The sequence below is a fragment of the Pseudomonas sp. AC172 genome (genome assembly GCF_979258595.1).
On the sequence record NZ_OZ409868.1, the window covers coordinates 3,457,339 to 3,482,669 of the forward strand.

A 25,331-nucleotide genomic window follows, 5' to 3' on the forward strand; every position below is an offset into this window, starting at 1 on the left:
ATCTCACATGTCTGGCATCGCGCACAGGCCCAGGTCCATCAGGCGGATAGACTCTTGCGTCAGGCGCTTGAATTCTGCCTCTTGCGCCTGCTCCTTTTGAAGTTTGAGGGCAAGCCCCTGACTCAGATAGTCAGCACTTGGCAGTGTGTCCGCTTGCTCATCCAGGGCACTCATCCGCGGCGCGAACGACGCTTCAATCTGCGAGAACTTGCGCGTAAACGTACGTTTCAGATAGTCACGCCAAAACGTCTGCTGCTGCATGAATTCGAGCCATTGAGGGGAGAGTTCGTCTGTAGCGATCCGGGTTTGCGCCATTTCCAGATCAGCAGCGGTCACGCCGCTCTCCAGTCCCAGCAGCATGTTCTGCGGCTGACCGGGCAGGTCCAGTGTCTTCGCCAGCCCGATGCGATAAGCCAGGTTCACCTCGACTTCATCCAGTTTCCCGACTTTGAGGGCATGTTCGCGGGCAATCGCGGTCAGTCGATGCAGCCGGAACAGACCGCGGCCGAGTTCGAGTAGCGGTTTGGCAGTGACCTTGCCGCCGGCTCCCTTGGTGACATGATCGACGTGAACAGCCACTTCAAGATGACTGAAATTGATCGCCGCCGTGTCATCGCAATTGATCGGGTTGGCGGCCAGATCGAGCAACTCATCGCACAGAGGGCCATCGGCCTCTGCTGCCTTCAATACCACCCAGATCCGTCGCTGCAGGTCAGCGCGACCCTTCGTCCCGTCGGCGGTATCGCCCAGTCGCGCCAGCAACTGGAACAAGCCTTCGGCACGGCTATCGTCGCGAAACGCCTCCCAGATTCGCACCTGCGTCAGCCATTCCTCACCGGTCGTCTTGGTGAGCCATAATGAGCGCGCGGTTTGTTCATGGAGTCGGGCAATGTCGTCTGCGGTGAAACCCATTCCTATACCGTAGTTATTGCGATAGTTATCCAGATACGTCTTGCTGGTTTCAGTAAAGGGATTGCCCCCCAGGTTGAGCGTCCGGGTAAATCGTCGCGGTTTTTGAAACAGCCAATCGGGCAATTCCTTGATTTTGTTTTTGCTCAGATTCATCCATTCGATATGGGCGAGATTCTGCAGACCTTGAGGCAGTTCGGTAATCCCCGTTTGGCGCAGCTGCAACAGACGCAGGTTGCTCATTTGACTGACATCCGGAGTGGCGCCCAACGGGTTGTCGTTCAGATCAAGATTCGTCAGCGTGCGCAGCCGGTTCAGCTTCGTCAATGTCTGCTCGGTCAGCTTTACCTGGTTGCCCTCCAGGCTCAATCGCTTGAGGTTGGGCATATGCGACAGCACTTCGGGGAGCCGGGTGATTTTATTGTTGTCGAGTTCCAGCGACTCAAGCTGTTTGAAGGATTTGAGGAAGTACGTGACATCATCATTCTGCGCCATGTCTTTCATCGACAAGCGCTGGATATGGTCAAAGCTCAATCCCGCAGGCATGCTCGGCAGCTTGCCGATGCGCATTCGATCAAGCTTGAGGGCACAGACCGGTTTGCCCTGTTCACCCTCGGTCCAGTCAAACCGCCGAAAGGCCTTCTCGATCAGCTCGGCCGCCATCTTGCGGCTGTGCCGCGCTTCGGCCATATCCCTCCCCATCGCCTCCAGGGCGGTGCCATCTTCACTCCAGATAAAGAGAACGTCACGCAGGGTTTTCAGATCCTGACGCAAGGCTTTGACCCGCATCGCCCGGCTCAGCGGATCGTCGCCCAGTTCATCAAGCAATTGACTGGCCTGAGCGTCATTCAGGCGAGGATAGAGTTTGCGCACTTTGCGCAGCAACTTGCGTGAGTGGTTCGTTGCGGGGGCCTGATCGCCTTGCACGCAGGCCGGCTCGACGCCCGGCGGTTCGTACTTGCCGCTGACCAGTATTCGCCCAGTGGCTTCGCGCTCTTCGAGCCCGGCGTCGAGCAATTTGCTGCGCAAGCGCGGTCTGCTGGTCTGCCCGGCATCGATCAATCCGCTCGCCTCACGCTGACGTGACGGGAGCGCCTTCAGGATGGCGGAGTACAACGCGTCGGGCGCCGACACCACCTTGCCAAGGGATTTTTTGTCGCCGTCAAAGACTTCATAACCGTCAGCGGTTTTCACCAGGTGACAGGTATCGTCTGCGGTCGCGGACACATCGCCGATGGCTTCCAGCACGGGTCCGGTCAAGGTCTTGTCACGCACCTCCAGGCGCAGTTTTTTATCCCAGCCGCTAAGGCGTGGCAACAACTGAATGGCCAGTTTGTCGGTATCGGCATTCGCCAGGCGTGGCCAGTGAAATCCCGTCAGCCCGCGGTCGAGCCGCACCTTGGCGGCAGCGGCCCGAGCTCGCTGTCCCAGCCGCAATGGCACCCGTGCGGTGGTGCGCAGGTGCTGGCGCTCGACACTGGGTGCGCGGTCGATCAGGCGTTGTCCATAGCGCGCCGGGATGTCGGCGAAAACCTTGCGCAAATTGAGCAGCTCATCCGCCTGACTCCTGTCGTAGCGTTGATACAGACGCTCGAACACCGCGCGATAATCGGACCTGAGCGCCGCACCAAGCTTTTTCGCCAGTGCACTGTCCTCAGTGCTTCTTGCGACTTTGCCGCCAAGCAAGGCATCGACCTCGTTTTGGTACAGACCATCGATCACCGTTTGCAACAATTGCCCCCGGGACAATTGGTCCTGCGTTACAACCACACCCAGCGTTTCGTCGATCGTACTGTTCGCAGGATAGGTCGCTTCGACCGCCCCCTCTTCTCCGGCCACCTCGATATAGCGGTCGGTGGGCCAGCCCGGCAGCTTCGGCAAGGCATGCATCAGCGTCTCGACAGATTGCCCGGAATGGGTCTCGCCGTTTTCCAGCTCCACGGTCAACTCCCGCAACTGGTGCCCGATGCGTACACGCTCGACGGTATCGCGCAGGCGCACAGGCAGGTTCAGATTGTCGTTGAAGGTGTCGAGCACGGTCTGATACGAGGTGTCGCTGAGTCGACGCATCATGTCCAGATCGCTGTCGACGAATTCGCGCAAGTGCGGATCGATGCGTTTGAGCGCGTATGCGGAACTGCCCCATTCCTCCGGCTCTTCGCCGGGTAGCCGCCAACCGCCTTCGACGTGCCGGACCAGTTCCGGGGTATAGGCTTGCGCTCGTCCGGCGTGCTCCAGATGCCACAGTTTAGCGTCGATATCGTAGCTGCCGGCGAACACACGATGGTCAACATTGCCAAGGGTTTTCGCGCCAATCTGATAAAACTCCTTGGAGCCGGCATCGATGGTGAACCCTGCCGGGAGAGAATGCTCGTAGGGCGCGAGATCGGGCTTCCACAGGCGCGCTTTACCGGCGTGATTGAGAATGGCAGTGAATTCCCCAAAGAACTGCGGGTGTGTGCGCAGCAGTTTGCGACCCAGTGCTCCCAACACTTTTTGCCCGCCGGCGAAGACGCCCATCAACGCGATGTTCTCGACCACGCTGAGCAGATGCGACAGGGCTTGCTGATGATCTCCGCGCTGCCAGTCTTCGATACCTTCGTAAACTTCGCCAAGCAATTGCCCCACTGCAACGCCCATCATCAATTGCCCTAGCACCGGCACGAAGAGCCCGGCCACCGAGACAATGTTTACCCCGCGCTGAACGAAATCGAGCAGGCGCTGGCGGCGTGTATCTTCATCGATATCAGCAGTAGGCACTGCCAGTTTGCGTGCGTCGATCTGCAACTTGCCGACATGGCTTTGCACCATGAAATCGAAGAACGGCACGCTGATCGGCCATTGTTTGACCAGGCCCAGCTCGCCTTTTTCAGCGAACGTCTTGAAGAAATCCGCCTTGTCATCTTCATCGAGGCTGCGGGCAAAGTAGTCCTGATAATCCGCGGTTTTCAGTTGTTGCACCAGGTAGCGCTTGAATGCATTGAAACTCGGGTATTCGTACACGGCCCGCTCAGGTTCGCCGGGCATGTACACGATGCATCCGTCCTCAGGGTGTTGTTCCACCGAGCGTTTGGAAAAAACGACGACGCCCCACACGCAGCTGTCGAGTATCTTGATGCCCTGCATGATCAGCGGTTCTTTGCCGTACCGCAGGGTGTGCGTCGACGCCACGCCCTCGGCCAACATCAGGTCCTGCAACATGCGCAAGCCTGCCGCGGTGATATTGCCCTTGAGCACGGCCAGGTGCGCATCCAGTTCCAATAGCGACCGCTTCAATGCGGCGATATCGCGGGTCATGGCACTGGTCGCCACGACTTTGCCGCCTTCGTCATGCAGACCGAACACTTGCTGCAGATGCTCCTGGTATTTCTGGCCCAGATCCAGCTGGCGGCAAAACGCGGCAAACGCCGCCGGGGTCAAGCCGCTCACACCCTGCGGCGCGCTTTTCAGGCGCACCTGACTGCCATCGGGAAACGCGTCAGCCTGCTCCTCGTCTTCGGTGAAGTTTTGCATGGCAGCCTGCAAGAGCGTTTGCGAGGCGTGTTGAACGAGGTCGATCCCGGCCTGATCGGTCGCGGTCGTTTCGCAGCCACAATCAACACCCGGCAGACTGACCACATCCGCGCCAGCGTCATAAAGCGCCGGCCATTTTTGGCTCAGTGCCGCGTTGAGTTCGCTGATACAGAAGTCAGCCAACGGTTTTAGCCGGATCAGGTCCTTATTGACCCTGAGTTGCCGGGCGTGCAGCTCACGGTTGATTTCATCCAGCCTGGCCAGACTGGAGGCCGACGCCTGGAGCAAATACGCCGGGAGCGTTTTTTCCAGGGTTTCGGCGGTGTCGAGGTCGCCGGTTGCGGCGAATAGAGTGCTCAGGATGGCCCTTCGAGCCTGAGCAGGTTTGTTGTCTTGGGCGAGCATGGCAATAGTCCTTTATTGCAGTTGAGCCTTTGACGTTAGCGGTGACGAACAGTGATTAACAACTCAAAATCCTGTGGGCAATCCAGGCCAATCAAGCACTTTTTCTCATGAATAAAATAGCCCTGCACCACCCGGCGAGCATTACCGTGCCCCACGAAGCGCTGACGCTGAAAAACGCATCGGCGCGCGCAAAAACCGCGTCTTCCGATCAGCCGTCATAACTGTCGCGCAGGAGGCAGAGTCGACTCTTTATAACTTATCGATCTAAAACTCCCCTTACCGCGTCTGGTCAGTTTCTGAGTACCCGCCCTTTTGGCGAAAGAATGTTTGACCCTCCCCAACGGAAAAACCGGTAAGGACTTTATGTGCGGATTAGCTGGCGAGTTACGCTTTGATCAACAACCTGCAGACCTTGCAGCGATCGAGAGAATCACCCATCACCTGGCCCCTCGCGGCCCCGACGCGTGGGGCTTCCATGCCCAAGGGCCGATTGCCCTCGGTCATCGTCGCCTGAAAATCATGGACCTGTCGGACGGCTCGGCGCAGCCGATGATCGACAGCCAATTGGGCCTGTCGCTGGCCTTCAACGGTGCGATCTACAACTTCCCGGAGCTGCGCGCCGAACTCGAAGCGCTGGGCTACGCCTTCTACTCCGGTGGCGACACCGAGGTGCTGCTCAAGGGCTACCACGCCTGGGGCGAGGCACTGCTGCCGAAGCTCAACGGCATGTTCGCGTTTGCCATTTGGGAACGCGACGCCAAACGCCTGTTCATTGCCCGCGACCGTCTCGGCGTAAAGCCGTTGTACCTGTCGCGCACCGGCCAACGCCTGCGCTTTGCCTCGGCATTGCCGGCGTTGCTCAAGGGCGGCGACATCAATCCGATCCTCGATCCGGTGGCGCTCAATCACTACCTGAATTTCCATGCTGTGGTCCCGGCGCCCCGCACCCTGCTGGCCGGCATCGAAAAACTGCCGCCAGCGACCTGGATGCGTGTAGAAGCCGATGGCAGCACCGAGCAGAAAACCTGGTGGACCCTGCCCTACGGCCCGCACGAGGATGAGAAAAACCTGAATCTGGAAGATTGGGTCGACCGCGTCCTCGACAGCACTCGCGAGGCGGTGGCCATTCGTCAACGCGCAGCAGTGGATGTCGGCGTGCTGCTCTCCGGCGGTGTCGATTCGAGCATGCTCGTCGGTCTGTTGCGTGAAGTCGGCGTCGAGAATCTGTCGACCTTTTCCATCGGTTTTCAGGATGCCGGCGGCGAGCGCGGTGACGAGTTTCAGTATTCCGATCTGATCGCCAAACACTACGGCACGCAGCACCATCAGTTGCGCATCGACGAGAAAGAGATCATCGAGCAACTGCCCGCCGCATTCCGTGCGATGAGCGAGCCGATGGTCAGCCATGACTGCATCGCGTTCTATCTGCTATCGCGCGAAGTGGCCAAGCACTGCAAAGTGGTGCAAAGCGGTCAAGGCGCGGATGAGCTGTTCGCCGGTTATCACTGGTACCCGCAAGTCGACGGCGCAGCCGATCCTTACGCGGCGTATCGCAACGCGTTTTTCGACCGCAGCTACGACGACTACGCCGCCACCGTGCAACCGCAATGGCTGACTGCGCACGACGCGGCCGGTGACTTCGTGAAAGAACATTTCGCCCAGCCCGGCGCTGATGCGGCCGTCGACAAAGCCCTGCGTCTGGACAGCACGGTGATGCTGGTCGATGACCCGGTCAAACGCGTCGACAACATGACAATGGCCTGGGGTCTGGAGGCGCGCACGCCGTTTCTCGACTATCGACTGGTCGAACTCTCGGCGCGTGTGCCGGGCCAGTTCAAGCTGCCCGATGGCGGCAAGCAAGTCTTGAAAGAAGCCGCGCGCCGAGTGATTCCAAGTGAAGTGATCGACCGCAAGAAAGGCTACTTCCCCGTCCCTGGTCTCAAGCACTTGCAGGGCGACACGCTGAACTGGGTGCGCGAACTGCTGCTCGATCCGAGTCAGGATCGCGGCCTGTTCAACCCGGCCATGCTCGATAAATTGCTGACCGATCCGCAGGGCCAACTGACGCCGTTGCGCGGTTCGAAGCTGTGGCAACTGGCGGCCCTGAACCTGTGGCTCAGTGAACAAGGAATCTGATCGATGAAACCCCACGCCACGGCCATCAACCAGCGGCTGATACGCGGTCAGACGCCGTCCTATGAACGCTTGCAGGCACGTCTGGCCGAAGACGGCAGTACGTTGGCTGCCGAGCCGATCGCGGTGCATTGCGGATGGGGACGGTTGCTTATCGGCCACACGTTTCCCGACCCGGCATCGCTGGCTCAGGAACTGCTCAAAGAACAGCCCGGCGAGCGCGATATCGCTTTGTACGTCGCCGCTCCCCAGCAGATTCTCGGACTTGAGCCGACGCAATTGTTCCTTGATCCATCCGACACCTTGCGCCTGTGGTTCAGCGACTACCGGCAGGCCACCCGTGTGTTTCGCGGCTTTCGTATCCGCCGCGCGCAAAGTGAAGCCGACTGGCAGGCGATCAATCAGTTGTATCAGGCACGCGGCATGTTGCCGATCGATGCCACGCGGCTGACGCCGCATCATCAGGGCGGCCCGGTGTATTGGCTCGCCGAGGATGAGGACAGCTGCGCGGTGATCGGCAGCGTCATGGGCCTGAATCACCACAAGGCTTTCAACGACCCGGAAAACGGCAGCAGCCTGTGGTGCCTGGCGGTTGATCCGCAGTGCTCCCGACCGGGTGTCGGTGAGGTATTGGTGCGGCACCTGATCGAGCACTTTATGAGTCGTGGCTTGAGTTATCTCGACCTGTCCGTGTTGCACGACAATCGTCAGGCGAAAAACCTCTATGCCAAGCTCGGCTTTCGCAATCTGTCGACCTTCGCCATCAAGCGTAAAAACGGCATCAATCAGCCGCTGTTTCTCGGCCCCGGCCCGGAGGCACAGTTCAATCCGTATGCGCGGATCATCGTTGAAGAAGCGCATCGGCGCGGCATCGATGTGCAGGTCGATGACGCCGACGCCGGGCTGTTCACCCTCAGCCATGGCGGGCGTCGCGTGCGTTGCCGCGAATCGCTGAGCGACCTGACCAGCGCGATCAGCATGAGTTTGTGTCAGGACAAAAGCCTGACGCACAAGGTGCTCAAAGGCGCCGGGCTGAACCTGCCCTCGCAACAACTGGCGGGCAATGCCGACGACAATCTGGCCTTTCTCGATGAGCATCAACGGGTGGTGGTCAAACCGCTCGACGGTGAACAAGGCCAAGGCGTTGCGGTGGATTTGCAAAGCATCGAAGAGGTGCAGCAAGCCATCGAAACGGCGAAGCAATTTGATAGCCGCGTCCTGTTGGAAAGCTTCCATGAAGGCCTTGATCTGCGGATTCTGGTGATCGGTTTTGAAGTGGTCGCGGCGGCCATTCGCAAACCGGCGGAAGTGGTCGGCGATGGTCAGCATTCAGTCGGCGCGTTGATCGAAGCGCAGAGTCGTCGTCGGCAAGCGGCCACCAGCGGCGAGAGCAAGATTGCGCTGGACCACGAAACCCAGCGCACCTTGCATGCCGCGGGTTATGACTACAGCAGCATTTTGCCGGCAGGCGAGCATTTGTTTGTGCGGCGCACGGCGAATCTGCACACCGGCGGCACGCTGGAAGACGTCACCGCGATTCTGCATCCGACCCTGGTCGATGCCGCCGTGCGCGCGGCACGGGCGCTGGATATTCCGATGGTTGGCCTCGACTTGATGGTGCCAGCGGCGGATCAACCGGAGTACGTATTTATCGAGGCCAACGAACGCGCCGGGTTGGCCAATCACGAGCCGCAGCCGACGGCGGAGCGGTTTGTCGATTTGTTGTTTCCGCACAGTCAGCCGGCCATTTCTTGATCCTCTGGTGACTGGGCTGACGCCATCGCTGGCAAGCCAGCTCCCACAAGTTCTGCGACGCATACAAAACCTGTGGGAGCTGGCTTGCCAGCGATGAGGCCCGATCAAGCAACACAAAACTTCCTCTCATCGAAACCATCGGTGTGCTCAACCCATCAGGAGTTTCCATGACCACGCAAATCCCCGAACCGGATCTCAACTACCTGCAAAAAGTCCTCCTGGAAATGCTCGCCATCCCCAGCCCCACCGGCTTCACCGACACCATCGTGCGTTACGTCGCTGAGCGTCTGGAAGAACTTGGTATCCCGTTCGAAATGACTCGGCGCGGCACCATTCGCGCCACGCTCAAGGGCAAGAAAAACAGTCCCGACCGCGCCGTTTCCGCGCATTTGGACACCATCGGCGCCGCCGTTCGTGCGATCAAAGACAACGGCCGCCTGACTCTCGCCCCTGTCGGTTGCTGGTCGAGCCGTTTCGCCGAGGGCAGCCGCGTCAGCCTGTTTACCGACAACGGTGTGATTCGCGGCAGCGTGTTGCCGCTAATGGCGTCCGGACATGCGTTCAACACTGCCGTCGATGAAATGCCGATCAGTTGGGATCACGTCGAACTGCGTCTGGACGCCTACTGTGCGACCAAGGCCGATTGCGATTCGCTGGGGATCAGCATCGGCGACGTGGTGGCGTTCGATCCGCTGCCGGAATTCACCGAAAGCGGACACATCAGCGCCCGCCACCTCGATGACAAGGCCGGGGTTGCAGCGCTGCTGGCGGCACTCAAAGCCATTGTCGACAGTGGTCAGGAACTGATGATCGACTGCCATCCGCTGTTCACTATCACCGAGGAAACCGGCAGCGGCGCGGCGGCGGCATTGCCCTGGGACGTCAGCGAATTCGTGGGCATCGACATCGCCCCCGTTGCGCCTGGGCAGCACTCCAGCGAACATGCGGTGAGTGTGGCGATGCAGGATTCCGGCGGCCCGTATGACTATCACCTGTCGCGACATTTGCTGCGGCTGGCCGGTGAAAACGAACTGCCGGTGCGCCGCGACCTGTTCCGTTATTACTTCAGCGACGCGCACTCGGCGGTGACGGCGGGCCACGATATTCGCACCGCCCTGCTCGCGTTTGGTTGTGATGCGACCCATGGTTATGAGCGTACGCACATCGACAGCCTGGCGGCACTGAGCCGACTGCTCGGGGCTTACATTCTGAGTCCGCCGGTGTTCGCCAGCGATGCAGCGCCGGCGAATGCTTCGCTGGATCGCTTCAGTCACCAGATTGAGCATGACACGCAGATGGAAAGTGATACGCGAGTGCCGTCGGTGGACAGCCTGGTGGGGCAGCGTTCCGATAGCTGATCCGGTTTTTGTGGTGACAGGACTGGCCCCATCGCTGGCAAGCCAGCTCCCACAGTTTTCGCGGTGAATCACCTATTTTTGAACACCCTCGAACCCTGTGGGAGCTGGCTTGCCAGCGATGAGGCCAGCACGGTCAATACAAAACTGGCAGGCAATCAGCAATCGCCGTAGCATCGCGACATTGATTTGACCGAGGTGCCCATGCTCATTCCCTACGACGCGCTTGAAGTCGACACCCTCACCCGCCTGATCGAAGATTTCGTCACCCGCGACGGCACCGACAATGGCGATGACACGCCGCTGGAAACCCGCGTGCTGCGCGTGCGCCAGGCACTGACCAAAGGCCAGGCGCTGATCGTCTTCGACCCGGACAGCGAGCAATGCCAGTTGATGCTCAAGCACGACGTGCCCAAGCATATGTTCGACTGAAATCCTCAGCGAACTTTCTGCGTGGTCTGCTTGCGCTGAATCCGCTCATAGACCTCGGCGCGGTGCACGTTGACCTTTTGTGGCGCCTCGACACCAAAACGCACGCTGGCACCGTTCACTGACAGAACACGCAAGGTGATGTCATCACCGATTGAAATCAACTCACCAACGACACGGCTGAGTACAAGCATGAGATTCGTCCTTCAGGGTTAGCGAACCCTGAAGATGCGCGGCTTGGCGCGGCGCTACAATGCATGGCAGGCAAATCAGTTTTGCCTTACAGCAATGCTCGCCTCAAGCCGTCAGACGTTTCCGACAACCCGCCATCACGCCGCAGAAAAGCGCGGCCCGAACAGGATCACGCTGGCGCCGATCACGCACAGCGCCACGCCGATCCAGTCAGTAGCCAACGGCCGCACCCGCTCGACCACCATCAGCCAGCCAATCGACGCGACGATGTAGATCCCGCCATAAGCGGCATAGGCACGCCCCGCATAATTCGCTTCGACGCGGGTCAGTAACAAGGCAAACAGGGTCAGACTGAACAACGCGGGAATCACCCACAGAGCACTTTTGCCCTGGCGCAGCCACATGAAGAAGGCGAAACAACCGGCGATTTCAAACAACGCCGCGAGGAAGAACCACAAGTAATTGAGCATTGAAGCGTCTCGACAGGGTGACCATTGCGGCCACCCTAACGACGCTGCCTGCAATGGGCAAGCTCAGGTATTGTTCTGTTTGGCTTTGGCGCGCATTTTCTCGGCCATGGAAGTCATTTCGTTATAGAGCAGTTGCGGGTTCTTCTGCTTCAGCGCCCAAGCCATGCGCCCTTGTTCGTGGGGCAGGATCATGAATTCGCCAGCCGCCACTTGCTGATAGATGTAGTCGGCGATGTCCGTCGCCGTGATCGGCGAACTTTCCAGCAACTTGCCCACCTGCGCTTTCATCGCCGGCGTCGGGCCACGAAACGAGTCGAGCAGATTGGTCTGGAAGAATGACGGACAGACCACATGCACGCCGACTTCCTGCTGGGCCAGTTCAATCAACAGACTTTCCGATAGCGCCACCACGCCAGCCTTGGCCACGTTGTAATTACTCATCGCCGGGCCTTGCATCAGTGCGGCCATAGAGGCGATGTTGATGATCTTGCCTTTGCTTTGCTCGAGCAGCGGCAGAAACGCCTTACAGCCCTTGACCACGCCCATCAGGTTGATCGCGATCTGCCAGTCCCAGTCTTCCAGCGACAATTCGCTGAAGAAACCGCCCGACGCAACACCGGCGTTGTTGACGATGATGTCGATGCCACCCAGCTTCTCTTCGCACGCTTGGGCGAATGCGGTGAGCTGGCTGTAATCACGCACATCACAGCGCTGAACAAAACCGTCACCGCCTGCCTCGCGGACCATTTTCAGGGTTTCCTGCAGGCCGGGTTCGCTGACGTCGGACAAGGCCAGTTGCCAGCCTTCACGCGCCCAGCGCAGCGCGATTTCGCGACCCAGGCCCGAGCCCGCACCAGTGATCATCATGCGATTTTGCATAGCACACAGCCTTGTTGTTCCGGGAAAGATGCGCCGAGTGTAGCGAAGGATCGGCGCGCGCCCACGCTCCATCAAGTTGCTGAATGGAGGATCAAAAGATCGCAGCCTTCGGCAGCTCCTGCATTGAACTCCTGTAGGCGCTGCCGAAGGCTGAGATCTTTTGATCTTGCGCTTTAAAGGAAATAAACGAGCAATCCAAATACATTAAAAAAACATTGAATTTTCTTTCACGTACACCAGTCGGAATTTGTAAGCCGTCTGGAATTGCTTACTCTCCAGTCGCCCTTGAATACCAAAGACTTCTCGAACACTATCAACAAGGAAATCGACATGGGCACAATTCTAATCATTATTCTGATCCTGTTGCTGATCGGTGGTCTGCCGGTCTTCCCGCACTCCAGAAGTTGGGGTTATGGTCCTTCGGGCATTATCGGCGTGGTGTTGGTGGTGCTGTTGGTACTGCTGTTACTCGGTCGGATATAGCGATGTAACCGGCAAAAAAAGAGGCCCTGTTCAGGGCCTCTTTTTTATTGCGCGGATTTATTGTCGGTAAGCGATCAATCCGGCTTGCCGTGAACGACGCCCGCGGTGTTATCCATCAGGCTTTTGGTCGCCGTTTGCAGGAACGCTTCCAGCTTGAGTTTCAACTCGGCGGTGCGCGGTGCATTCGGAACGACTTCGGCGTGCGGATTGGCACCCAACTGGTACTGCCACATCTTCGGCCCCATGTCCTTGTCTCTTGGCAACACCAGGATCTGGTCGGCGGTGACGATGGCGGTAGTCTGCTCGCTGCCCGACGGTTTGATCACACCGAAACCGGTGTCGCCTTCCGGCAGGTTGAGCAGGTCGCGGCCCCAGCACTGGTGACGCACTTCGCCACCGAGACGGCCCATGATGGTCGGCACGATGTCGATCTGTGTACCCACAGTGTGATCACGTGTGCCGAACTTCTCTTGGATGCCCGGAGCGATCATCAGCATTGGCACGTTGAAACGGCCCAGGTCCATTTCGGTGATCTGGCGCTCGTTACCAAAACCGTGGTCACCGACGATGACGAACAGGGTTTCCTTGAAGTACGGCTCTTTGCGCGCCTTCTCGAAGAACTGACCCAGCGCCCAGTCGGAGTAGCGCATGGCGGTCAGGTGTTCGTTGAGGCTGCCACGGTCAGTCACACGCTCGACCGGCAATGGCGTCGGCAAGGCGTACGGCGTGTGGTTGGACAGGGTTTGCAGCAGCGCGTAGAACGGCTTGCCGTTTTCCCGCGCCTTGAGCTCCTGCAGACCACGGTCGAACATGTCCTGGTCGGACACGCCCCAGGTCGGATCGGAGAACACCGGATTGACGAAGTCGTTACGGCCAACGAAGTTGGTCATGCCCTGGTTGCTGAAGAAGCCCGACTGGTTGTCCCAGGCGAAGTCGCCGTTGTAGACGTATACGTCGTCGTAGTTGCGGGCGCTGAGCACCTGCGGCAGGCCAGACAGTTTGTGGCTGCCTTCCGGGGTCTGCATCAGGTATTCGAAACCTGGCAGGTTGGGGAAGCAGGCCATGGTCGCAAACATGCCCTGGTGGGTGTGCGTGCCGTTGGAGAAGAAACGGTCGAACAGCAGGCCTTCCTTCGACAATTTGTCCAGGTATGGCGTGATGTTGCCCGGCGCACCCAGAGCACCGACCGAGTGACCGGCCATGCTTTCCATCAGGATCACCACAACGTTCTTGATCGGCAGGGTCTTGTCGGCCGGCGGCGTGTAATCACGGCGCACGGCGGCAATATCGGCATCGACCAGTTTGTCGTCCGGCATCAGCAGCATGTCGCGCACGACTTTCTGCGCCTGTTCTTGCGGCAACGTCGCTTTCCAGATGTTGTCGCGATCTTCGCCCATACGGGACTTGGCGGCCTCGATCAGCGACAGCGTGGCGTTGAGGCCGAGCTGGTTGGCAAAGTTGGAGTCGGTGGTGTAGACGTCACCCCAACGCATCGGCGGGCCTTGACGCAGGGTGCCACGGGCGGCAACCACGCAGATCAGCAGGCAGACCACGAACACCGCCAGGCGGGTGTACCACGGCGCGACTTGGCGGGTGCTGACACTGCCGCCACTGAAAGGCCCGCGCGGACGGGTGGCACGGTCGGCGCCTTTGAACGCCAGTGTCAGGATGACGCTGCCGATGACCCATGCCAACAGATAGCGAACCACCGGGAAACCGTACCAGAGCATGCTCATCACGGTTTTCGGGTCTTCTTTCACATACTGGAACACCAGACCATTCAGGCGCTGGTGGAACTCGCGGTAGAAGTCCATCTCCATCAAGCCGAGGAACAGCGCGATGCTCGAGGCGATCGTCAGCCACAGACGGAAGAAGCCACGTGCGGCCATGGCGCGAGCACTGAACAGCGCCAGCACCAGTGGAACGCACACGTAAACCACCAGGCGCAGGTCGAAACGCAGGCCATTGGCGAAAGCTTCGAGGAAGGTCGAAGCCGGGGTATCAAGGATCATCTCGCGGTTGTAGACCAGCAGCGCGAGGCGCAGCACGGAAAACATCACCATCATGACCAGCGCGCAAAGCAGCGTGTAGGCCAGATGCGATTTGACGGTCGGTTGCAGCAGGCGAGCAGAAGATCGCTGCTGATTCAGGGCGTCCGGGTTTGCCATGTCGTTTTAGGACCCATTGGAAGTTGAAGTTGCAAAAAGACAGCGGCGCCATGCCCTCTATTGGTCATTCCAGACCCCGGGGCGTGCGCGGTGCGCAAATGTTGCACGATCACCCGCACCATTGCCATTGATTACTGCCCCACCGCCAGACACTTTCATTTAGCACAGCGGCAAACCGGGACAGCGTGCAAACAGCGCGGGCGAATTGTCTTGAACACTTTGTGAAAATTTCGTGCAACGAATATCCGGAAACACAATATAGATACAAAACAAAACGCCCCGAATCGGTCGGGGCGTTTTGTTTGAGCGCGAGATTACTTCTCGGCGCGTTCTTTCAAAGCCTTGAGGGTGTTGAACGGCGCATCGACAACAAACTTGTTGGCAATCATCGACGGCACGCTGCCACCTGGCTCGGTGTGCACCTGGTAGGTCACTTCAACCTGATCACCTTTGGGTACGAACTTCCAGAAGCCTTTGACCTGCGCTACACGGACAAAACCTTTCTCTTCCGGGATGTACTTCGGCAGACCTTCGAGGTTACGGGTCAGGCTGCCATCGGCGCCCTCAACGGTGGTGATGTGCAGTACCGAATCACGCGGGGTCACTGGCCAAGGCGTGTTGAACTGAGTGTAGGTCCAGCTCTGATCGCCCTCGTGCTTGAGCAGTTTCTGGGTCTTGCACTCGTGAATCCAGGCACAGGCGCCGGAGACGTCTTCCTGCAGTGCGCGCAGTTTGGCGACGGTGGTCTTCATCAGCGCAACGCCCTGGTAGGACTTGTAGTCCGAACCCGGCACTTCACTCAGGGACACCTTGATGCCGTCCTCGTTCTTGGCGACTTTCCAGTCTTCAGCCTGAGCGACGGAGGTCGCCATCACAGCGGTCAAACCACACAACACAGCGATACGATGCAGCGAACCCATAGTCTTATTCCTTATTGTTGAAGTTCCGTTCGTTTGACACATCACGCCGCCGTCATTTGCTCCCACCAGCCAATCAGCCTGATCGCTTCTTCCGAGCTGCTGCCACAGACTTCGACATCAGCCGCGAAGCCGGAACAGACTGCCGGGCGCTCCGGGCGGCCGAAAATGCTGCACAGGTTTTCGACCGAGAGTTGCACGCAACGTTCGCCGGCAGGTTTGCCATCAGGCATGCCGGGGATTGGCGAACTGATGGAAGGGGCAATGCAGCAAGCGCCACAGCCTTCACGGCATTTCATGACGAACGTTTCCTCGCGACGGGCGATGTGTAAAAGGGACGCGGAACAGAGTAACCGCTAAAACGGCTGTTTTAAATTCCCTTAACCGGGGTTTTTAGCGATAACTGAATGTGACTGACCAGTCTCCGACAAAGCGTCTGCCCTGCGGGTCACAGTTGGGTTGGTTTTACTGTTTGAATTCGAAATCCAGCGCCGCACCTTCGACTTCGCGGCGTTCTTCGTTGCGCAGTTGCAACTGCATTTCGTTGCTGAGCAAGCGGCCGTTGAGCTGGAATCCGTTGTTTTTCTCGCCAAACATCTGCGGCAGGATCGGCTCGCGCTTGGGCAACTCAACCGTGCCCTTGGGCTTCAGTTCCTGGACCATGTCCTTGGGCAAGCTCAAATCGAGTTTTGCCGGCGGTAACCTGGCTTTCACCACTTCGCTGGCAGGCTTCGATTTGGAGGCAATCGGCTTGCGTTTCTTGATGACTTTTTGCTGGGTTTTCTTCGCAGGAACGGCCTTCTGCGCAGCCGTGGTTTTTTTAGCGGGGCTCGTCGCGGCCGGTTTTTCCTGAACCGCAGCGGCCACTGCGCCAGGCGCATGACCGATCATCAGCAAACCCAACAAAACCCAAGCAGCAGGAAAAATCGCTTTCATGGACCCAACGACGCTAACGGCAGAGGGCCATATGCTCGCTTGTTGGGCGCCACAAGACAAGCATCACCCAATGCTCGTTCAGAATCCGCCAGCGGTTTCCTGACACAGTTGAGTCGCCAGCATCCCCAGGGTCATCAGCGCGCGCTCCGCCTCGCGGTTCCACGGAATCCCGCAGTTGAGGCGGATACAGTGGTTGAACTGCTCGGTATTACTGAAGATCAGCCCCGGCGCAATACTGATGCCTTGCTGCAAGGCGCGAACATGCAATTCCTGGGTATTCACCCTCCCCGGCAAGCTCACCCAAAGGATGAAACCGCCCGTGGGCCGGGTCATTTGCGTGCCTTCGGGGAAGTACTGCTGCACCGCCAACTGGAAGGCGCTGAGGTTTTTCCGGTATTCCTGGCGGATGTACCGTAAATGCCGGTCATAGCCGCCGTTTTCCAGATAAGCGGCAATCGCCATCTGCGTCACGCTGCACGCCGAGTGGGTGCTGAAGGTCTGCAAGCGCTGGATTTCCTGCTGATACTTGCCGGCGATCATCCAGCCGATGCGCACACCGGGTGACAGGGTTTTAGAGAAGCTCGAACAGTAGATCACCCGATCCAGCCGGTCATATGCCTTGAGCGCTTTGGTTTTGCCTTGCTCGAACATCAGTTCGCCATAGATATCATCTTCGACGATCTGGATATCGAAATCCGACGCCAACCGCAGCAACTGCTTCTGCCGCTCTTCGGGCATGGTGCCGCCCAGGGGATTACTCAGGCGTGTGGTCAGCACCAGCGCCTTGATCGACCATTGGTTGGCGGCCAGTTGCAGGGCTTCGAGGCTCATGCCGGTGGCAGGATCGCTGGGGATCTCGATGACTTTCAGGCCGAGCAGATCGGCCAGCTGCAGCAGCCCGTAATAAGTCGGTGATTCAGCGGCGATCAGATCGCCCGGCCGGGTCAGCACGCGCAACGACATCTGCAAGGCGTCGACACAACCGTGGGTGATCACCACTTCCGACGGATCGACCACCACACCGGCGTCGCGCATGCGGATCGCCACTTGCCGGCGCAACGGTTCAAAACCGGGGCTGAACATGTAGCTGAAGGCTCGCGGGCTATGGAAACGGGTGACCTTGGCCAGTTGCTGATGCAGTGCACGCACCGGCAAGTAATCGACACTTGGCACCGCCGCGCCCAGCGGGAACACACCTTCGCGGCGTGATTCGACCAGAACCTGTTGAATGATGCTGCTGCGGGTGACCAGCCCCGGCCGTTCGACCCGGGCAATGTCCGGCGTCGGCGCAGTCAGCGCGGGGGTCTGATGCACGTAATAACCGGACTGCGGGCGCGCCCGAATCAAACCCTGATCTTCAAGATTGGCGTAAGCCTGCAACACCGTCGCATGGCTGACGTTGAGCTGCGAACTCATCTTGCGCACCGAAGGCACGCGCTCCCCCGGTTGATAGACCCCACGGCGGATGTCTTCGGCCAGTTGCTGAGCAATACGTTGGTAGAGCAAGAGATTGGTCATGACGCAGCACTCGATTTCACGGGCATTTTATTCTTGTGTGAAACAATACCGGAACAGTTTAGAAGTGTACTGGGACAGTTGCCACATTACTCGACCATACAGTGCGGTGTCTGCCCCTGACTGTACTGATTTGCGGGCCATTCGACAGACGTAAAAAAGCCCGGCACTGCATGACAGCCCGGGCTTTCCAGAGACGCAACCCTTAACGGGCGGCGCCGAGCTGGCCTTTTTCGTCGGAGAAGACTATTTCCACGCGACGGTTCTGTGCTCGCCCGCGCTCGGAAGCGTTGGCGTCCACCGGGTATTCGTCGCCGTAACCCTCAACCTGAATGCGTTTATCGTCAATGCCCAGATCCATCAGCACGTCCGCGACCGATTGCGCGCGGTCGCGAGACAGCTTGAGATTTTCCTGTTTTCCGCCGGTGCTGTCGGTGTAGCCCTCGATGCGCACCACGCGTTTCGGGTTCAGTTGCAGGAACTGCACGATCTTCAGCACCACGCGGTTGGCCGAGTTTTTCAACTCCGCTTCACCGGTGTCGAACAGCACATCGCCGAGGGTCATCACCAGACCTCGATCGGTCTGCGTAGTGGCCAGTGCAACGATTTGTTCTTCCAGCCACTTGCCCTGCTGCTGCACACTGAGCAACTTGGATTCACGCAGGGCCAGTTGCAAGCGCTGGCGGTCCAGTTCGAGCTTGGCCGCGCGCTCTTCGTTGAGCACTTGATTGGTGTGCTCGCGGGCGATTTCACTGTAGCGCTGGCTCAGGTAGGCGTAATGCACCACGTCCGAACCGCTGCCCCAGTAGGTCGACAGGCGATCGGCACGGGCCAGCGACTCACCGGCGCGGATCACGTCTTTCGGCGCAATGCGCAGCACGTTGGAGTCTTCCTTGACCTTCTGGAAGTCAGCGCTGGCTTCTTGCAGAGCGGATTCGCTGTGCTGACCGGCGCAGCCGTACAGGCTGACACAACCGGCGAGGATCAGGCCGCCGACAACTTTCGACTTGAGGCTCATTGGGCATCTCCCAGTTGCTTGCGCAGACGGACGATGCGGGTGTTAAGCACATTCACCTGTTCTTCACTTTTTTGCGTCAGCACTTTGGCTTCGGCCAGACGCGCATCCAGTTCGGCCTGTTCGGCGCGCATGCGCGCGTTCCGGTAGGACTCGTCCGCCATGTTGCCTTTGGCGCGGTTGTACTTGGTTTCGGCCAGTTTCATTTCCGGCACTTCGTCGGCGGTGGCGCCAACAGCCTTGGCCTGGATGATGGCTTGCTCGGTCAGGCGCATTTGCTCATTGGGTGCCGGATCGGTCGCGCAACCGGCCAGAGCCAGAACGGCCACAGCCGCGAAAAGAGGTCGAATACTCACTAAGAATCCCTACTGTTTTTGGGCACTGACAGGTGGTTGCGGCTGTTGCTGCTGCGCCTTCCAGCGCTCGATATTGCGTTGCAGCGCAGCTTCCGTCAGTCCGGACGCGGGCAATTCTGTCATCTTTTTGGCCAACTGTCCGCGCAACCACGGATCGTTGCACGCCGAGTTGTGCGAAACCGCGAGGTACAGCCCCGGGCGGTCGATGGGTTGCTCGAACGCCAGCAGGTCATTGGCCATACCCAACGCCTGCGCGGCGGCCATGCCTGAGTAACGGCCGGCGAGTACGTATTCCACTTCGCCCAAGAGCAATTTCTGAAAGGCCTGAGTGAGGTTGGCTGTCCGCGTCAGGGTCAGATTCTGCTCGGCGAAAGTGCCGAATGCCTGGGTGATTCGAGACTTTTCCGACAGCGCGCCAGTGTGGCCGTGCAGGTCCTTGGCTTCGCTGTAGACCAGTGTCGAGCCTTTGCGCGTCCACACCAGGTAGTCGTTTTCCAGCAACGGAGGATGAATGTAATCGAGGGTTTCCAGCTCGTTGAGGGTCAGAGGCGCGTCGGCCAGCATGTCCATACGGCCGCTGCGCACTTCGTCGAGGGCTTGCGAGCGCTTGCCGGCGTAAAGCAAATCGACCTTGATGCCGAGATCCTTGGCGACTTGTTGCAACAGGTCGGCACTGGCGCCGATCAACTGCTTGGGATTTTGCGGGTCCTGCCACAGGTACGGCGGTGCATCCGGGCTACCGGTGACGACGAGGCGCTCGCACTTGCCGGCGGCTGTGGCCAAACCTGGCAGCAGGGCCAATCCCAGCAATACCGAGTAACGCAATCCGCAGCGCAGATCCATGGCAAAACGCTCCCACTCAAATCCGAGACAAAAAAAAGCCCGACCAAAAGGTCGGGCTCTTTATAAGTGAAGCCGCTGGATTAGACCAGCTTCTCCAGCTCAGGTACCGCTTCGAACAGATCAGCTACGAGACCGTAATCGGCCACCTGGAAGATCGGCGCTTCTTCGTCCTTGTTGATCGCTACGATCACTTTGGAGTCTTTCATACCGGCCAAATGCTGGATCGCGCCGGAGATACCGACGGCGATGTACAGTTGTGGCGCAACGATTTTGCCGGTCTGACCGACCTGCATGTCGTTCGGTACAAAACCTGCGTCAACTGCGGCGCGCGAAGCACCCACAGCGGCGCCCAGCTTGTCGGCCAGAGCGTACAGGTGTTTGAAGTTGTCGCCGTTCTGCATGCCACGGCCGCCGGAAACGACGATCTTGGCAGCCGTCAGCTCTGGACGGTCGGACTTGGCCAGCTCTTCGCCAACGAAGCTCGAAGTGCCTGCGTTGTGCGCAGCAGCAACCGCTTCAACAGCAGCCGAACCACCTTCAGCAGCCACCGGGTCAAAACCGGTAGCACGCACGGTGATCACTTTGATAGCAGCAGTCGACTGTACGGTAGCGATGGCGTTACCGGCGTAGATCGGACGCTTGAAAGTGTCAGCGCTTTCGACCGAGATGATCTCGGAAATCTGGTCAACGTCCAGTTGCGCAGCAACGCGCGGCAGGATGTTTTTGCCGTTGGAGGTGGCGGCAGCCAGGATGTGGCTGTAACCAGCGCCCAGCTCAGCTACCAACGGAGCAACGTTTTCCGGCAGCTGATGCGCGTAAGCGGCATTGTCAGCGTTGAGGACTTTGCTCACGCCTGCGATTTTCGCAGCGGCTTCAGCCACGGCGCCAGCGCCTTGGCCAGCAACCAGAACGTGGATGTCGCCGCCGATTTTGGCCGCAGCAGCCACGGTGTTCAGTGTGGCCGGGGCCAGCACTTTGTTGTCGTGTTCAGCAATAACCAAGATAGTCATTTAGATTACCTTCGCTTCGTTTTTCAGTTTCTCGACCAGTTCAGCCACCGACTTGACCTTGATGCCTGCGCTGCGTGCAGCCGGCGCTTCGACTTTCAGAGTCTTGTTGGTGGAGGCGGTGGAAACGCCCAAAGCATCTGGAGTCAGCACTTCGAGAGGCTTCTTCTTGGCTTTCATGATGTTTGGCAGGGACGCATAACGCGGCTCGTTCAAACGCAGGTCGGTGGTGACGATTGCAGGCAGTTTCAAGGATACCGTCTGCGCGCCGCCGTCGATTTCGCGCGTCACGGCAACGCTGTCGCCAGAGACTTCGACTTTCGATGCGAACGTGCCCTGACCGTAGCCGCTCAGTGCAGCGAGCATCTGGCCGGTCTGGTTGTTGTCGCTGTCGATGGCCTGTTTGCCGAGGATCACCAGCTGCGGCTGTTCCTTGTCGACCACAGCCTTGAGCAGCTTGGCCACGGCGAGCGAGGTCAGATCTTCAGCAGATTCGACGAGGATGGCACGATCGGCACCCAGAGCCAGTGCGGTACGCAGTTGCTCCTGAGCGGTGGTCGGGCCGATGGAGACGACGACGATTTCAGTCGCAACACCTTTCTCTTTCAGGCGTACGGCTTCTTCCACTGCGATTTCGCAGAACGGGTTCATCGACATCTTGACGTTGGCGAGATCGACGCCGGAATTGTCCGCCTTGACGCGAACCTTGACGTTGTAATCCACAACGCGTTTGACAGCTACAAGAACCTTCATGGATTCCTCGTTACTCTCCGGTGAAAAGAAAGTCGCCTAGGCGAACCTGGCGGTTGATGCTCATCAGGCTAAAAGGGCACCTCTAAAAACGCCGACTCGGGTGTCTGGTGGCTGCACAGTGTAAAGACCTGCGACCGTTCGTCAGGGGTGACCGACGGGTCATTGATCTTCACGCTGTGTAAACTGCGCGCCGGACTGCGCCGCGCATCACCATTTATCGCCTGTGCCCTGTCTTTAGAGGTGCTCTTGAAACCGCCAGTCTGCCTACGACGAGCGCAAAACCGCCCGTATCTTGACCGGAACGCCTATTCCGGTCAATACAGCAAAATGACCATTCATAAGCCGCGCTTCTTTGATTTCTCTGGGCTGGAGCCAATTCAAACAAACGTTTGTATTGGACGCTCGGAGTGGTGTAGATATAATGCGCCGCCTAGAGAGAAAGGTGGTTTGCCCATTATTACCCTTGACGTTAACGTAAAGGCAATAACGGATGCGACACCGAACCTCCAAATTAGAAAAAAAACTGTTGAGCCTTGAGTAGGAGATAGCCTGTGGAACGCGAATACATGGAATTCGACGTGGTCATCGTCGGTGCCGGCCCCGCTGGCCTGTCCGCCGCCTGCCGTCTGAAGCAGAAGGCCGCCGAAGCCGGTAAGGAAATCAGCGTCTGCGTGGTCGAAAAAGGCTCCGAAGTCGGCGCACACATCCTGTCCGGTGCCGTGTTCGAACCACGCGCTCTGAACGAACTGTTCCCGGACTGGAAAGAACTCGGCGCGCCGCTGAACACACCAGTGACCCGCGACGATATTTTCGTGCTGAAAAACGCCGAAAACGCGCAGAAGATTCCAGACTTCTTTGTGCCCAAGACCATGCACAACGAAGGCAACTACATTATTTCCCTCGGCAACCTGTGCCGCTGGCTCGCCCAGCAGGCCGAGAACCTTGGCGTAGAAATCTACCCGGGGTTCGCTGCTCAGGAAGCGCTGATCGACGAACAAGGCGTGGTGCGCGGGATCATCACCGGTGATCTTGGCGTCGACCGCGAGGGCAATCCGAAAGAAGGCCTGTACACCCCGGGCATGGAACTGCGTGGCAAGTACACGCTGTTCGCCGAAGGCTGCCGTGGCCACATCGGCAAGCAACTGATCAAGCGCTACAACCTCGACAGCGAAGCCGATGCTCAGCACTACGGCATCGGTCTGAAAGAAATCTGGGAAATCGATCCGGCCAAACATCAGCCAGGCCTGGTGGTGCACACCGCCGGCTGGCCGCTGGACATCATGGGCACCGAAAACACCGGCGGCTCGTTCCTCTATCACCTGGAAAACAACCAGGTGGTAGTCGGTCTGATCGTCGACCTGTCCTACAGCAACACTTACCTGTCGCCGTTCGACGAATTCCAGCGCCTCAAACATCACCCGGTACTGGCGCAGTACCTGGAAGGCGGCAAGCGCATCAGCTACGGCGCCCGCGCAATCTGCAAAGGTGGCCTGAACTCGCTGCCGAAAATGGTCTTCAAGGGCGGCGCGCTGATCGGTTGCGACCTCGGCACCCTGAACTTCGCCAAGATCAAAGGCAGCCACACCGCGATGAAGTCCGGCATGCTCGCCGCTGAATCGGTGGCTGACGCGTTGTTCGCTGAAAAGGACGGCACTGAAGAACTGACCACTTACGTGGACGCGTTCAAGAAGAGCTGGCTCTACGACGAACTGTTCGCCAGCCGCAACTTCGGCCCGGCGATCCACAAGTTCGGCGCCATCGTCGGCGGCGGTTTCAACTGGCTGGACCAGAACATCTTCGGCGGCAAACTGCCGTTCACCCTGCACGACACCAAGCCGGATTACGCTTGCCTCAAGCTCGCGGCCGACTGCAAGAAGATCGACTACCCGAAACCCGACGGCAAACTCAGCTTCGACAAACTCAGCTCGGTGTTCATCTCCGGTACCAACCACGAGGAAGAACAGCCTTGCCACCTGAAGCTGACCGACCCGAGCATCCCGATCAGCAAGAACCTGCCGCTGTACGACGAACCGGCGCAGCGCTACTGCCCGGCCGGCGTCTACGAAGTGATCACCAAGGAAGACGGCGAGAAGCGCTTCCAGATCAATGCGCAGAACTGTGTGCACTGCAAGACCTGTGACATCAAGGACCCTTCGCAGAACATCACCTGGGTGACACCGGAAGGCGCTGGTGGCCCGACTTATCCGAACATGTAAGTCGAACCGCTGAACAACAAGGCTCCCGATATGGGAGCCTTTTTGTTGCCCACACTCTCTGTGGGAGCTGGCTTGCCAGCGATGGGGCCGTGTCAAACGACATCATGGCAAACTGAACCACCGCTATCGCTGGCAAGCCAGCTCCCACAGGGAATGTGTAAATCCTCAGGCAGCGCGTTCGTCGCCCGGGCTGCGCTCGAAATAGCGCTTATATTCACGGCTGAACTGCGAAGTACTCTGATACCCCACCCGATGCGCCACCTGCGCCACCCCCAAGCCTTCCGCCACCAGCAGCGTCTGCGCCTTCAACAAGCGCAAACGTTTCAGATACTGCACCGGCGACAACAGCGTGCTGCGTTTGAAGTGCTCATGGAACGTCGACACGCTCATGTTCGCGCAACCGGCCAGGGTTTCGACATTCAGCGGCTCGGTGTAATGCGCATGCAGATGACTGATCGACGCCGCCACACGCGCGAACTGCCCCTGCTGTTCGACCAACGCGCGCAACACATCGGCCTGCGGTCCACGTAACGCCACGAACAACAACTCACGCACCCGCGCCGGCCCGAGAATCTGGCATTCCAGCGGATCGTGCAGACAACTGAGCAAGCGTTCGACACAACCGCGCATGTCATCGTCGAGCACCACCGAGGTCATCGACTCCGGTGTCTGCGCCGGAATATGCCGCCCCGGCGCCAGCCCCATGGCCAACACCAGTTCACCGAGCAACACCCGATCAATCGCTACAGTCACCCCGAGCAGCGGCGCATCCGGCAAGGCAAACGTCTCGCACTCGAACGGCACCGGCAGCGCCTGAATCAGGTAATGCCCGGCGCCGTACTCCATCGTCCGAGGCCCGAGAAACGCCAGTTTGCTGCCCTGGGCGATGATCATCAGGCTTGGCTCATAAATGTGCGGGCCACGGGCGACGTCGCAACTGGCGCGCAACACCTGCACACCGGGCAACCCGGTCGGGGAATAACCATCGCGCAGCGCCAGCGGTTCGATCAACGAAACCAGCCGGGCATTGGCATCAAGATGACGGGTTAATTGCATCAAAGCTCTTCACTGAAAATGGAGCG

At 58.9% G+C, this 25,331-nt stretch carries 21 protein-coding genes; 6 read left to right on the top strand and 15 right to left on the bottom strand.

Annotation, left to right across the window (positions count from 1 at the left end; translation table 11 throughout):
- Positions 1-3: 3 nt before the first annotated feature.
- Positions 4-4,827 (bottom strand): NEL-type E3 ubiquitin ligase domain-containing protein, encoded by a 4,824-nt coding sequence (locus tag ACZ0A4_RS15510; RefSeq protein ID WP_463575459.1) that lies wholly within the window; start codon positions 4,825-4,827, stop codon positions 4-6.
- 363 nt (positions 4,828-5,190) lie between these two features.
- On the opposite strand from ACZ0A4_RS15510, the gene ACZ0A4_RS15515 reads away from it, so the two are divergent.
- The 4 genes from ACZ0A4_RS15515 to ACZ0A4_RS15530 all read left to right on the top strand — a co-directional run bounded on the left by ACZ0A4_RS15515 (position 5,191) and on the right by ACZ0A4_RS15530 (position 10,502).
- Positions 5,191-6,963, top strand: a complete 1,773-nt coding sequence (locus ACZ0A4_RS15515; RefSeq protein ID WP_463575461.1) for an N-acetylglutaminylglutamine amidotransferase — start codon at positions 5,191-5,193, stop codon at positions 6,961-6,963.
- A 3-nt stretch (positions 6,964-6,966) separates the two neighbouring features.
- On the top strand, positions 6,967-8,715 hold the full coding sequence (ngg, locus tag ACZ0A4_RS15520; protein ID WP_463575463.1) for an N-acetylglutaminylglutamine synthetase: 1,749 nt from the start codon (positions 6,967-6,969) through the stop codon (positions 8,713-8,715).
- 167 nt (positions 8,716-8,882) lie between these two features.
- Positions 8,883-10,073, top strand: a complete 1,191-nt coding sequence (locus tag ACZ0A4_RS15525; protein ID WP_077574040.1) for an osmoprotectant NAGGN system M42 family peptidase — start codon at positions 8,883-8,885, stop codon at positions 10,071-10,073.
- Positions 10,074-10,274: 201 nt separating this feature from the next.
- Positions 10,275-10,502 (top strand): YheU family protein, encoded by a 228-nt coding sequence (locus tag ACZ0A4_RS15530; RefSeq protein WP_463575464.1) that lies wholly within the window; start codon positions 10,275-10,277, stop codon positions 10,500-10,502.
- A 5-nt stretch (positions 10,503-10,507) separates the two neighbouring features.
- Here ACZ0A4_RS15530 and csrA read toward each other — a convergent pair whose 3' ends face one another.
- From csrA to ACZ0A4_RS15545, 3 genes are all read right to left on the bottom strand, one after another.
- Positions 10,508-10,693: a carbon storage regulator CsrA gene (csrA, locus tag ACZ0A4_RS15535; protein ID WP_141127042.1), complete on the bottom strand. Its 186-nt coding sequence runs from the start codon at positions 10,691-10,693 to the stop codon at positions 10,508-10,510.
- Positions 10,694-10,828: 135 nt separating this feature from the next.
- Positions 10,829-11,161, bottom strand: a complete 333-nt coding sequence (locus ACZ0A4_RS15540) for a YnfA family protein (RefSeq protein ID WP_463575465.1) — start codon at positions 11,159-11,161, stop codon at positions 10,829-10,831.
- 63 nt (positions 11,162-11,224) lie between these two features.
- A complete protein-coding gene (locus ACZ0A4_RS15545) occupies positions 11,225-12,040 on the bottom strand; it encodes an SDR family oxidoreductase (RefSeq protein WP_463575466.1) in 816 nt (271 codons plus the stop codon).
- 324 nt (positions 12,041-12,364) lie between these two features.
- On the opposite strand from ACZ0A4_RS15545, the gene ACZ0A4_RS15550 reads away from it, so the two are divergent.
- On the top strand, positions 12,365-12,523 hold the full coding sequence (locus tag ACZ0A4_RS15550; RefSeq protein WP_169432680.1) for a DUF3309 family protein: 159 nt from the start codon (positions 12,365-12,367) through the stop codon (positions 12,521-12,523).
- A 74-nt stretch (positions 12,524-12,597) separates the two neighbouring features.
- Here the strand turns inward: ACZ0A4_RS15550 and ACZ0A4_RS15555 are convergent, their stop codons facing one another.
- From ACZ0A4_RS15555 to ACZ0A4_RS15600, 10 genes are all read right to left on the bottom strand, one after another.
- Positions 12,598-14,691, bottom strand: a complete 2,094-nt coding sequence (locus tag ACZ0A4_RS15555) for an LTA synthase family protein (RefSeq protein ID WP_463575468.1) — start codon at positions 14,689-14,691, stop codon at positions 12,598-12,600.
- Positions 14,692-15,005: 314 nt separating this feature from the next.
- Positions 15,006-15,611: an START domain-containing protein gene (locus tag ACZ0A4_RS15560; protein ID WP_463575470.1), complete on the bottom strand. Its 606-nt coding sequence runs from the start codon at positions 15,609-15,611 to the stop codon at positions 15,006-15,008.
- 41 nt (positions 15,612-15,652) lie between these two features.
- A complete protein-coding gene (locus tag ACZ0A4_RS15565; protein ID WP_007908349.1) occupies positions 15,653-15,907 on the bottom strand; it encodes a YkgJ family cysteine cluster protein in 255 nt (84 codons plus the stop codon).
- A 166-nt stretch (positions 15,908-16,073) separates the two neighbouring features.
- Entirely contained in the window at positions 16,074-16,544 is a 471-nt protein-coding gene (locus tag ACZ0A4_RS15570) for a translation initiation factor 2 (RefSeq protein ID WP_141127039.1), read from the bottom strand.
- Between the two features lie 78 nt (positions 16,545-16,622).
- Positions 16,623-18,062: an aminotransferase-like domain-containing protein gene (locus ACZ0A4_RS15575; RefSeq protein WP_007908347.1), complete on the bottom strand. Its 1,440-nt coding sequence runs from the start codon at positions 18,060-18,062 to the stop codon at positions 16,623-16,625.
- Positions 18,063-18,264: 202 nt separating this feature from the next.
- Positions 18,265-19,077: an OmpA family protein gene (locus ACZ0A4_RS15580; RefSeq protein ID WP_093435353.1), complete on the bottom strand. Its 813-nt coding sequence runs from the start codon at positions 19,075-19,077 to the stop codon at positions 18,265-18,267.
- The gene (locus tag ACZ0A4_RS15585) at positions 19,074-19,430 is read right to left on the bottom strand and encodes a DUF4398 domain-containing protein (RefSeq protein WP_463575472.1); all 357 of its coding nucleotides are present in this window, start codon (positions 19,428-19,430) and stop codon (positions 19,074-19,076) included. Before ACZ0A4_RS15585 ends, ACZ0A4_RS15580 begins: the two co-directional genes overlap by 4 nt.
- A gap of 9 nt (positions 19,431-19,439) precedes the next feature.
- Entirely contained in the window at positions 19,440-20,273 is an 834-nt protein-coding gene (locus ACZ0A4_RS15590) for a substrate-binding periplasmic protein (protein ID WP_463575473.1), read from the bottom strand.
- Between the two features lie 80 nt (positions 20,274-20,353).
- Entirely contained in the window at positions 20,354-21,283 is a 930-nt protein-coding gene (locus ACZ0A4_RS15595) for an electron transfer flavoprotein subunit alpha/FixB family protein (protein WP_034155324.1), read from the bottom strand.
- Positions 21,284-22,033, bottom strand: a complete 750-nt coding sequence (locus ACZ0A4_RS15600) for an electron transfer flavoprotein subunit beta/FixA family protein (RefSeq protein ID WP_007908338.1) — start codon at positions 22,031-22,033, stop codon at positions 21,284-21,286.
- 551 nt (positions 22,034-22,584) lie between these two features.
- Here ACZ0A4_RS15600 and ACZ0A4_RS15605 point away from each other — a divergent pair.
- Positions 22,585-24,249 carry an electron transfer flavoprotein-ubiquinone oxidoreductase gene (locus ACZ0A4_RS15605; RefSeq protein ID WP_137217811.1) on the top strand — a complete coding sequence of 555 codons (1,665 nt, stop codon included), beginning with the start codon at positions 22,585-22,587 and terminating at the stop codon, positions 24,247-24,249.
- A 165-nt stretch (positions 24,250-24,414) separates the two neighbouring features.
- Here the strand turns inward: ACZ0A4_RS15605 and ACZ0A4_RS15610 are convergent, their stop codons facing one another.
- Positions 24,415-25,305 (bottom strand): AraC family transcriptional regulator, encoded by an 891-nt coding sequence (locus ACZ0A4_RS15610; protein ID WP_141127035.1) that lies wholly within the window; start codon positions 25,303-25,305, stop codon positions 24,415-24,417.
- Between the last annotated feature and the right edge of the window lie 26 nt (positions 25,306-25,331).